Source organism: Streptomyces sp. AC1-42W, from assembly GCF_003248355.1.
GTDB lineage: Bacteria > Actinomycetota > Actinomycetes > Streptomycetales > Streptomycetaceae > Streptomyces.
Genome location: NZ_QKWY01000001.1, coordinates 3,105,511 through 3,114,762, shown reverse-complemented (window position 1 = coordinate 3,114,762; position 9,252 = coordinate 3,105,511). Strand labels below are relative to the sequence as shown.

The window sequence follows — 9,252 nt, the reverse complement described above, 5'->3', positions numbered from 1 at the left end:
CGATGCTGACCGATGTGCTCTCCGTCGACCTGGAGAAGGCTCTGGAGGTTGTCGACGGTTGGTTGAGCGACTACATCTGTCGACCGCACGAGGAGCTCGGACGCCCCGGGCCGGTGTGCCCGTTCGTCGAGCCGGCCCAGCGGGCCGGCGCGCTGGAGGTCCGGGTCCGGCTGGTCGGGCCGACCCCGAGCCAGACGCTGCTCAACGAGATCGTCCGCTGCGGCCTGGACGAGTTCAGCGAGGTGGACTGGAAGTCCGGCAATCCGAACCTGCGCTCGCTGCTGCTGGTGCTGCCCGACCTGCCGCCCGAGCACCTGCACCTGCTGGACGAGGCGCACGCGCTGCTGAAGCACGAGAGCGTCCGACGCGGGCTGATGATCGGACAGTTCCATGAGCGCTGCGCCGAGAAGGCCGCCCTCAACCCGCTCTTCGAGGTCAGCTGGGCCCCGGTACCGACGGTCGCGGTGCGCTCCATGGCCATCCACGACGTGCTGTTCCTGTCGAACCGGCGGGACTGGTTCGAGGAGTACGCCCGCCGCTTCGGGCCCCGCTACCGCACCTCCGCCAACGGCGTCGACCCGCTGCTGGCCGAGATGTACGAGCGGGCCTGCGCCCGCCACGGTGTGAGGGGCTGACCGGGATGCACCAGGAACCTCGCGGGGCTGCCCGATGACCGGCGCCGCCGTGTACCGCGGCATGGACCGGGCCACCCTCGACCGGCAGTACTCGCCGAGCACCACGGTGCCCAGCCTCCAGGCGTACCTGGACGACTACCGGCGGATAAGCGCCGACGCCCGGCGCCGCCACCCGGTGCGGGCCGGGCTCGCGTACGGCCCGCACCCGGCGGAGCTGCTCGACTACTTCCCCGCGACGGGCCGCAGCGATGCGCCGCTGCTGGTCTTCGTCCACGGCGGCAACTGGCAGGCGCTGGGCCGGGCCGAGTCCGCCTTCGCGGTGCCGGCCCTGCTCGCCGCCGGCGCGGCCGTCGCCGTGGTCGAGTACGGGCTGGCGCCGGACACCCCGCTGGAGGCGATGGCCGGCATGGTGCGGCGCAGCGTCGCCTGGCTGCTGCGGCACGCGGACGCGCTGGGCTTCGCCCCGGACCGGCTGCACCTGTGCGGCACCTCCGCCGGCGCCCACCTGGCCGCGATGGCGCTGCTGCCCCACCCCGACGACGGCCCGGACACGTCCGGCCGGATCGCCGGAGCCGTCCTGCTAAGCGGGATCTATGACCTGGAGCCGGTCCAACTGTCGTACGTCAACGACGCGCTGCGGCTGGACGGGGCCGGGGCCCGGCGCAACAGCCCGCTGCTCCGGCTGCCGCCCCGGCTGCCCCCGCTGGTGGTGGCCCGTGGTGACAACGAGACCGAGGAGTACGTCCGCCAGCACGAGCAGATGGTGGCGGCGCTGCGTGCGCGGGCGGCGGTGACGGAGGTCGTGGCCGAGCGGCGCGACCACTTCGACCTCCCGTACGACCTGGGCGTCCGGGGGACGGGGCTCGGCGACGCCGTGCTCGCACAGCTGGGCCTGGCAGAACAGCCGGGAGCGGAAGAGCAGTTGGAACCGGAGGAGGCGACCGCATGACCGTCGAACAGGAAGCCACGGGGTGTCCCTTCTCCGGCGCCGCACCGGACGACGCCTTCGCGCCGTACGCCCAGTACGCGCGGATGAACTCCCTGCTGTCCCTCCAGCACCCGCTCAGCACGGCGGACACCGAACCCGGCTTCATCATCATGAGCCAGGTGAAGGAGCTGCTGTTCAAACTCCTGCACACCGAACTCACCACCGCCCGCGACCAGTTGCGCAACGACGGGCTGGACGACGCACTGTGGACGCTGCGCCGGGCCGGCCGGGTGCAGCAGGTGCTGCTGGTGAGCTGGGAGACCTTCGCCGTGCTGTCGCCGGTGGAGTTCGCCGAGTTCCGGGACGTCCTCGGGACGGCCTCCGGCTTCCAGTCGGTGGGCTACCGGCGGCTGGAGTTCCTGCTCGGCAACAAGAACCCGGCGATGGTTGAGCCGCACCGCGACTCCCCCGCGTACCAGGAGGTGCTGGCCCAGCTCCACGAGCCGAGCCTGTACGACGAGGCGCTCGCCCTGCTGACCCGGCGCGGTCTGCTGGCGGCGGGTCAGCAGGGCGGCCCGGCCGATCCGGCGGCGCCGTACCGGTCCGGCGCCGAGGTCGAGGCGGCCTGGCTGGCGGTCTACCGGGATCCGACCGGCCACCGCGACCTCCACCTCCTCGCCGAGGCGCTGATGGACCTCGCGGACCAGTTCGCCCGCTGGCGCTACACCCACCTGGTCACCGTCCAGCGGATGCTGGGCGCCAAACCGGGCACCGGCGGCACCTCCGGGGTGTCCTGGCTGTCCGGGATCAGCGAGCACCGGTTCTTCCCGGAACTGTGGTCGGTGCGCTCGGAGATCTGATCCCCCACGACCCGAAAACCCGATCACAGCACGAGAGACACAAGAGAGACGAGGCGACCGATGAACGGCGGGACAACCCGTGAGGCGGCCGAACGGCTGGACGCGGACGATCCGCTGGCCGCGTTCCGAGGCCGGTTCGTGGCCACCGATCCCGAGCTGATCTACCTGGACGGCAACTCGCTGGGCCGACTGCCCGCGGCCACCCCGGAGCTGCTCCGCGGCGTGGTCGAACAGGGCTGGGGCGACGGCCTGGTGAGGTCCTGGGAGAGCTGGATCGACTGGGGCTCGCGGTTGGGCGACCGGCTCGCCGAGCACGTGCTCGGGGCGCGCCCCGGCGAGGTGGTGATTTCCGACTCCACCTCGGTCAACCTGTTCAAGCTGGCCGCCGCCGCCCTGGACGCCGCCCCCGACCGGGGCACCGTCCTGATGGACGCCGAGGACTTCCCCACCAACCGCTACGTCCTGCAGGGCCTGGCCGAGCAGCGCGGGCTGCGGCTGCGCCGGCTGCGCTCCGACCTGGACGGCGGCCTGTCCCTGGACGTGCTGCGCTCGGCCCTCGACGGAGACGTCGCCCTGGTGGTGCTGTCGCTGGTGTCCTACCGCAGCGGCGCCCTGCTGGACATGGCGGCGGTGAACGAGCTGGCCCGCGCGGCCGGTGCGCGGGTGCTGTGGGACCTCTCCCACGCGGCCGGCGCCGTCCCGGTCGAACTGGCCGCGACCAGCGCGGACCTCGCGGTCGGCTGCACCTACAAGTACCTCAACGGCGGCCCGGGTTCGCCTGCCTTCCTGTACGTGCGCCGGGAACTTCAGGCCGCGCTGCGCCAGCCGATCTGGGGCTGGTACGGGCAGCGCGACATGTTCCACATGGGCCCCGACTACGACCCGGTGCCCTCGATCGAGCGCTTCCTGGTGAGCACCCCGCCGCTGCTGTCGCTGGCGGCGATCGACCCGGCGCTGGCGCTGGTCGAGGAGGCCGGGGTCGAGCGGATCCGCGCCAAGGGGCTGCTGCTGGGCCAGTTGGTGACCGACCTCGCCGAGGAGTGGCTGACACCGCTCGGCTTCCGGCCGGCCTCGCCGGCGCGGCCCGAACAGTGCGGCTCGCACGTGTCCCTGCACCACCCCGACGCCTGGCGGATCTGCCAGACGCTCGCCTCGGACGCCCGGGTGGTCTGCGACTACCGCGTCCCGGACCGGCTGCGGATCGGCCCGTCCCCGCTGTACACCGGCTTCACCGAGGTCTGGGACGCCGTGCACCGCCTGCGCGAGGTCGTGGCGCGCGGCGCCCACCTGTCCCGGCCGGCCGAACTGGCACGGGTGACCTGACCCCCCGGCCTGTGCTCAGCCTTCCCCCCAGCCCCGTCGCTGACCCGATACTGACCCGATACGGAGTACCCATGGCAGACGTCCGCCCCTTCGGCACCGAGGACCTGGTCCGGATCCTCTTCGGATCCTCGGCCTTCCAGATGCTCAACGCCGGCTGCAACCTCGGCCTGTTCGCGCTGCTCGACGCCCGGCCCGATCTCGACCCCGAGGAGATCGGCCGGGAACTGGGCCTGGAGGCCCGCCCGGTGCAGATCCTCCTGCTCGGCACCACCTCCCTCGGCCTGACGGTGCGCCAGGACGGGCGCTACCGCAACGCGGCCCTGCTGGGCGGCATGATCGCCGACGGGACGTGGGAGATCATGGAGGACCTGGTCGCCTACGAGGAGCAGATCGTCCGACCGGCCGAGGTGGACTTCACCGAGTCGCTGCGCGCCAACACCAACGTCGGCCTGCGCCGGATCGAGGGCACCGGCACCGACCTGTACCACCGGCTGTGCGCCAACCCCGAGCTGGAGCAGCTCTTCTACCGCTGCATGCGCTCGTGGTCGCGGCTCTCGAACCCGATCCTGGTCGAGCAGGCCGACCTGACCGGTGTGCGCCGGGTGCTGGACGTCGGCGGCGGCGACGGCGTGAACGCGATCGCCCTCGCCCGGGCCAACCCCGGGGTCGAGTTCACCGTGCTCGATCTGCCCGGCACGGTCGGGATCGCCCGCAAGAAGATCGCCGAGAACGGCCTCACCGACCGGATCACCGTGCTGGCGGCCGACATCTTCACCGACACCTACCCGTCCGGGCACGACTGCGTGCTGTTCGCCAACCAGCTGGTGATCTGGTCGCCGGAGGAGAACCTGACGCTGCTCCGCAAGGCCCACCGGGCGCTGCCCGACGGCGGCCGGGTGCTGGTCTTCAACGCCATGTCCGACGACTCCGGCGACGGCCCGCTGTACGCGGCGCTGGACAACGTCTACTTCGCCACCCTGCCCGCCGCGAGCAGCACCATCTACCCCTGGGGCCAGTACGAGGAGTGGTTCACCGCGGCCGGGTTCACCGGCTTCCAGCGGCTGCCCGGCGGCCGGTGGACGCCGCACGGCGTGATCAGCGCGGTCAAGTGACGCCTCCTCCGCTCCCGGCGTCATCAAGGCCGTGAACGGCGGACGGGCTCCCCGGCAGCACCGAGGAGCCCGTCCGGATCCGGATCGGCTCAGCCGCCCTCCGGGGTGACGGTGTGGCGCGGTCCATCGCCCGACTCAGCCGACTTCGTGCGCGGCGGCGCGGTCGAGGGCGGCGAGGACCCAGTCCTCGAAGTCCAGGTCGACCCTGGACGCCGCGTGGCGCCAGTGCTCCACCCGATCACGGTTCACGCTGATCCGGGGCAGGCTGGCCGATCCCGGCCGGGGCTCCCGGACTCCCCGGCGGCTCTCCCGCAGTTGGAGCCGGAGCTGGTTGCGGGACCAGCCGTGCTGCTCGGCGCGATCGAGCCAGGCGTCCGCCTCGGCGGGGGACAGCGAGGCCACTTCGGCGTGGTGGCCGAAACTGAGCGCCTCGCGGCGGCGCCGGAGTTCGAAACGCCGGGCCACCCAGGCATAGTTGCGCAGAGTCTGGTAGTCGAGCCCGACGGATTCAACCGGTCGTCGCAACGCTGGCTGGTGGGACCGATCGTAGCTGCTTGGTGAACACTTCAGCCGGGGTTCGCCACCCGAGGGTTTTCCGGGGCCGGTTGTTGAAGACCGCCGCGACGGCCAGGAGCTCTTCGCTGTTCCAGCGGGACAAGTCGGTGCCCTTGGGGAAGTACTGACGTAGTAGGCCGTTGGTGTTCTCGTTGGTCCCGCGTTGCCAGGGGCTGTGGGGGTCGGCGAAGTAGACAGGGATGCCGGTCTCGACCGTGAAGGCGGCGTGCGCGGACAACTCCTTGCCGCGGTCCCAGGTGAGAGACCGCCGGAGTTGCTCAGGCAGTGTGGTCATCGTCCTGGCCAGGGCGTTCTTCATCGTGATGGCGCCGTATCCGGCCAGAGCGGGTCCGTTCTTCGTGCGCGGGACCACACCGTAGCCCTCCTCGCGCGGCAGGTGGACCAGTATGGTGAACCTGGTGGTGCGCTCGACGAGAGTCCCGATCGCCGAGCGTTTCAGCCCGATGATGAGGTCGCCCTCCCAGTGCCCGGGAACGGCGCGGTCCTCGGCCTCGGCGGGACGCTCGCTGAGGAGGACCTTGTCGGTGACGTGGGCCCACGCCTTCTGCCGGCTGCGTGCCCGGGGAACACGCAGCGCCCGTCCGGTGCGCAGGCAGGCCACCAGCTCGCGTTTCAGCGCACCACGTCCCTCGACGTAGAGCGCCTGGTAGATCGCCTCGTGACTGATGCGCATGTCCTCATCGTCGGGGAACTCGACCGGCAGGCGTCGCGCGATCTGCTCCGGGCTCCATGCTGTCACCCAGCCTCTGTCGCCGCGGTGCGGTTTGTTGCGCCCCTTCCAGGCCGGGCCCTTTGGGCCCACACGATGGCCTCCGGCGTCGGTGACGTCCCCAGACAGCCGGGCCTGGACGTAGGCTCGCAGCCTCGGATTGCCCACGAGCTTGGCCGTCTTCGGGCGCCGGGCCCGGCGTTCAGCGTGCCACTGCGCGGTCGAGGCCCGGTAGTCCAGCTTGTAGGTCCGGGTAGAGGCATTGCGCCGCAGCTCACGGGAGACCGTCGACGGCGCCCGTCCGAGCCTGCGGGCGATCTCGCGGACGCCGGCGCCCTGGGCATGCCAGACGGCGATGTCCTCCCGTTCGGGAAACGACAGGTAGCGCCCGGACACCTCATCAGGAAGACACGGATTCACGCCGCCAGCGTGCCGGAACCAGCGGAATCCCACAGGCCCGGACACCCTGGCAGCACTGCACGCATCCTCTGTCTTGGCACCCCGAGCGATCGCCGTCCAGAACCTGACCCTGTCCTCACGCCAGGCCACCGACGGCCTGCCCGGCGACGGCATCAACCCCCGATACGCACGAACCTGCTTGTGCCGCTCCACAGAGCCCATCGCTCCACCTCCCGATCAAGGTGTTGCGACGATCAGTTGAATCCGTCCTGAGCTCCGTGGTCGGTGTGCATGATCGATCCGGCGAGACTGCCGCAGGTGTGGACCGCTGCGGCCAGGGCGTCGGTCACCAGGTCCGCGCGCACGTGGCCGGCGATCGCCCAGCCGGCCAGACGGCGTGAGGCGAGGTCGATGACGGTCGCCAGGTAGCAGAACTTCCCGCCCTCGAGGGGCAGGTAGGTGATGTCGCCGACGTACTTCGTGTTCGGCCTGTCCGCGGTGAAGTCGCGGCTGATCCGGTCCGGGGCCTTGGCCGCTGCCGGGTCGGGGACGGTGGTGCGGTGCCGACGGCGCAACCGGACCCCTTCGATCCCGGACGCCCGAATGATCCTGGCGACGCGCTTGTGGTTGACGGCCTCACCGTTCTCCTCGCGGAGCTCGGCGGTGATCCTGGGGGCTCCGTAGGTGCCGTCCGATTCCTGGTGCACCGCCCGTATCCGGGCGGCGAGGCGGGCGTCGGTCACCTGCCGGGCGGCCCGGTCCGCTGCCGTCCGCCGCCAGTAGTAGAAGCTCGAGCGGCTGACGCCGAGGATGCTGCAGAGCCGCTTCACGCCGTGACGGCGCTGGAGGTCGGCGACGCACTGGAAGCGGTTCACCAGCGCGTCTCCCCGGCGAAATACTTCGCCGCTTTGCGCAGGATCTCGCCTTCCTCCTCCAGCTCACGGACCTTCTTCCGCAAGGCGGCGTTCTCCGCCTCCAGCGGGGCCGGCGGCTGGGCCGGCTCCTGCGTCCGCCGTCCTCGGGGACGGCTCACCCCTGCTGCCCTCACCCAGTTCCGCAGTGTCTCCGGGTTGATCCCCAGATCGGCTGCGACCGACCTGATCGTCGCTTCCGGCCTCGACTCGTAGAGCGCGACCGCGTCCTCCTTGAACTGCGGCGGGTAGTTCTTCATGACCACGAGATGTCCGTTCTCAGTTCCTCAGGATCCAGTGTCTCGTGTGTCCAACATCAGGGGTCAAGGCCCCGTTTTCTCTCACACACATCTCACCAACAGAGTCGACGTGCCTGGACAGCAAGGGCCTGAACTGGCCTTATACGGCTCACCTGGGCCGCCCGAGACCCCACAAGACACGATTCACAACCTGTGCCATGTGGGACCGACCGCCGCCGGCATCTGCCCCTCAATCCCATCTCGGTCAGCCGCTAGCGTGGGCGGCCAAAGCGCGCCGTGGTCACTCAACGTGCTGGTCCTACAGCCGCAGGAAGACCGGCCCTCCCCGTGTCACAGTGCGCCCGGCACAGGATCCTCTGGGGAGAATCTGGGGAGTATTCGAAGGCTTGGGGAGTGCGTGGGGAGAATCGGCTGCATAACGCAGTACCAAGCTGAAAGACACCGAAAGACGCGTCCCTGCAGTTCAGAGGCCCACAGAACCTCGAAACCGCAGGTCAGCGCCATCAGGTAGACAACTTCATGACGTACGTACCGAGATCGTCGGCCTCGACGATCCCGGGGAGCGAGCCGCCTTCACGCAGGGGCGTGACATAGCGAGTCGCTACAACCTCTTGCAACACTTTCCCGGGCCACCCATCTCTTCAGCCTCACGATCCACGCAACACATCGTAAGCAAGGGTGATCGGCCGGGCGACGGCGCTCGGGCGGGTGCCGGTGGTGGCGGGTCCGCGGGTCAGCCATGCCGGGCAGGCCGTGATCGTGCCCTGTATAGGGTGCTCGTATGAGTGAGGGATGGGACACCACGGACGGAATCCTGCGGTTACCTTCGGGTGCGCTCGTGCGTGGCCGGGGTCTGCGATACCCGCTGCCTTCGGGGCCCGTGCCGTCGTTCGCGGTCTATCTGCTCGGCAAGCAGCCCCCGCCGACCGAGTGGGAGGCGCGATGGCTGCCGTGGCCCGACTTCCGCCTTCCCCGGGATCGCAGGCAGGCCCAAGAGGTGCTGCGGGAGGCGTTGGAGCGGGCGGGGAACGAGCGCGTCGAGGTCGCCTGCGGAGGCGGGCGGGGCCGGACGGGGACCGCCTTGGCCTGCATGGCCGTCCTCGACGGGGTTCCGCCGGACCAAGCCGTCGCGTTCGTCCGCCGGCACTACCACCCCCGCGCCGTGGAGACGCCCTGGCAGCGCCGATTCGTGCTGCGCTTCGACGCCGCGTAGCGGCCCCGGCCGGAGCGGGAACCGCCGCGTCGCCCCGGACTGTGGTCACGACGCCATCGCCGCCGGGTCGCACGTCCGCAGGGCCGTGACGTAGTTCGCGTTCGTCCCGTAGGCGGAGGGGGCTGCGGCCAGGGTCAGGAGGCCTGCCGCGATCGTGGCGGCGAGGGCGAGAGCGGGCGATATGCGGTTCGTCATGGGCCCATGGCCGAGATTCGACGGTGCCCGGCACCCCGCCCCCGTCGTCCTCCCTCACCGAGAACCCCACGTATGGGTGAAGATCCGCCATCGGCCAGGACGATATGCCAGGAAAAAACGTTGTTTCGGGC

General features: G+C 70.7%; 9 protein-coding genes and 2 pseudogenes. 6 read left to right on the top strand and 5 right to left on the bottom strand.

Annotation, left to right across the window (positions count from 1 at the left end; genetic code table 11):
* The first annotated feature begins 2 nt into the window (after nucleotides 1-2).
* From DNK56_RS14415 to acmI, 5 genes are all read left to right on the top strand, one after another.
* Entirely contained in the window at nucleotides 3-635 is a 633-nt protein-coding gene (locus DNK56_RS14415) for a DUF6875 domain-containing protein (protein ID WP_111334106.1), read from the top strand.
* A 34-nt stretch (nucleotides 636-669) separates the two neighbouring features.
* Nucleotides 670-1,584 (top strand): alpha/beta hydrolase, encoded by a 915-nt coding sequence (locus tag DNK56_RS14410; RefSeq protein WP_057667171.1) that lies wholly within the window; start codon nucleotides 670-672, stop codon nucleotides 1,582-1,584.
* Nucleotides 1,581-2,423, top strand: a complete 843-nt coding sequence (locus tag DNK56_RS14405; RefSeq protein WP_111334105.1) for a tryptophan 2,3-dioxygenase — start codon at nucleotides 1,581-1,583, stop codon at nucleotides 2,421-2,423. Before DNK56_RS14410 ends, DNK56_RS14405 begins: the two co-directional genes overlap by 4 nt.
* A gap of 60 nt (nucleotides 2,424-2,483) precedes the next feature.
* Nucleotides 2,484-3,746 carry a kynureninase gene (gene kynU / locus DNK56_RS14400; protein WP_111334103.1) on the top strand — a complete coding sequence of 421 codons (1,263 nt, stop codon included), beginning with the start codon at nucleotides 2,484-2,486 and terminating at the stop codon, nucleotides 3,744-3,746.
* Nucleotides 3,747-3,817: 71 nt separating this feature from the next.
* A complete protein-coding gene (acmI, locus tag DNK56_RS14395; protein ID WP_057667167.1) occupies nucleotides 3,818-4,858 on the top strand; it encodes a 3-hydroxy-D-kynurenine methyltransferase AcmI in 1,041 nt (346 codons plus the stop codon).
* A gap of 135 nt (nucleotides 4,859-4,993) precedes the next feature.
* Here acmI and DNK56_RS14390 read toward each other — a convergent pair whose 3' ends face one another.
* The 4 genes and pseudogenes from DNK56_RS14390 to DNK56_RS36710 form a co-directional block, all read right to left on the bottom strand.
* Nucleotides 4,994-5,383 (bottom strand): LmbU family transcriptional regulator, encoded by a 390-nt coding sequence (locus DNK56_RS14390; protein ID WP_146610485.1) that lies wholly within the window; start codon nucleotides 5,381-5,383, stop codon nucleotides 4,994-4,996.
* Nucleotides 5,367-6,764, bottom strand: coding sequence for an IS30 family transposase (locus DNK56_RS14385; RefSeq protein ID WP_111334099.1), 1,398 nt, complete (start codon nucleotides 6,762-6,764; stop codon nucleotides 5,367-5,369). Before DNK56_RS14385 ends, DNK56_RS14390 begins: the two co-directional genes overlap by 17 nt.
* Before the next feature lie 47 nt (nucleotides 6,765-6,811).
* Nucleotides 6,812-7,719, bottom strand: a pseudogene (locus DNK56_RS14380) (IS3 family transposase); the annotation flags it as partial.
* A gap of 503 nt (nucleotides 7,720-8,222) precedes the next feature.
* Nucleotides 8,223-8,333: pseudogene (locus DNK56_RS36710) on the bottom strand (HipA family kinase); the annotation flags it as partial.
* 161 nt (nucleotides 8,334-8,494) lie between these two features.
* On the opposite strand from DNK56_RS36710, the gene DNK56_RS14365 reads away from it, so the two are divergent.
* Entirely contained in the window at nucleotides 8,495-8,926 is a 432-nt protein-coding gene (locus DNK56_RS14365) for a protein-tyrosine phosphatase family protein (RefSeq protein ID WP_111334091.1), read from the top strand.
* A gap of 45 nt (nucleotides 8,927-8,971) precedes the next feature.
* Here DNK56_RS14365 and DNK56_RS34965 read toward each other — a convergent pair whose 3' ends face one another.
* A complete protein-coding gene (locus tag DNK56_RS34965; protein ID WP_158558524.1) occupies nucleotides 8,972-9,121 on the bottom strand; it encodes a hypothetical protein in 150 nt (49 codons plus the stop codon).
* Nucleotides 9,122-9,252 lie beyond the last annotated feature (131 nt).

Bases quoted from the DNA above. Each gene is read 5' to 3' on its own strand.
- DNK56_RS14415 (WP_111334106.1), top strand. From the start codon at position 3: ATGCTGACCGATGTGCTCTCCGTCGACCTGGAGAAGGCTCTGGAGGTT.
- DNK56_RS14410 (WP_057667171.1), top strand. From the start codon at position 670: ATGACCGGCGCCGCCGTGTACCGCGGCATGGACCGGGCCACCCTCGAC.
- DNK56_RS14405 (WP_111334105.1), top strand. From the start codon at position 1,581: ATGACCGTCGAACAGGAAGCCACGGGGTGTCCCTTCTCCGGCGCCGCA.
- kynU (WP_111334103.1), top strand. From the start codon at position 2,484: ATGAACGGCGGGACAACCCGTGAGGCGGCCGAACGGCTGGACGCGGAC.
- acmI (WP_057667167.1), top strand. From the start codon at position 3,818: ATGGCAGACGTCCGCCCCTTCGGCACCGAGGACCTGGTCCGGATCCTC.
- DNK56_RS14385 (WP_111334099.1), bottom strand. From the start codon at position 6,764: ATGGGCTCTGTGGAGCGGCACAAGCAGGTTCGTGCGTATCGGGGGTTG.
- DNK56_RS14365 (WP_111334091.1), top strand. From the start codon at position 8,495: ATGAGTGAGGGATGGGACACCACGGACGGAATCCTGCGGTTACCTTCG.
- DNK56_RS34965 (WP_158558524.1), bottom strand. From the start codon at position 9,121: ATGACGAACCGCATATCGCCCGCTCTCGCCCTCGCCGCCACGATCGCG.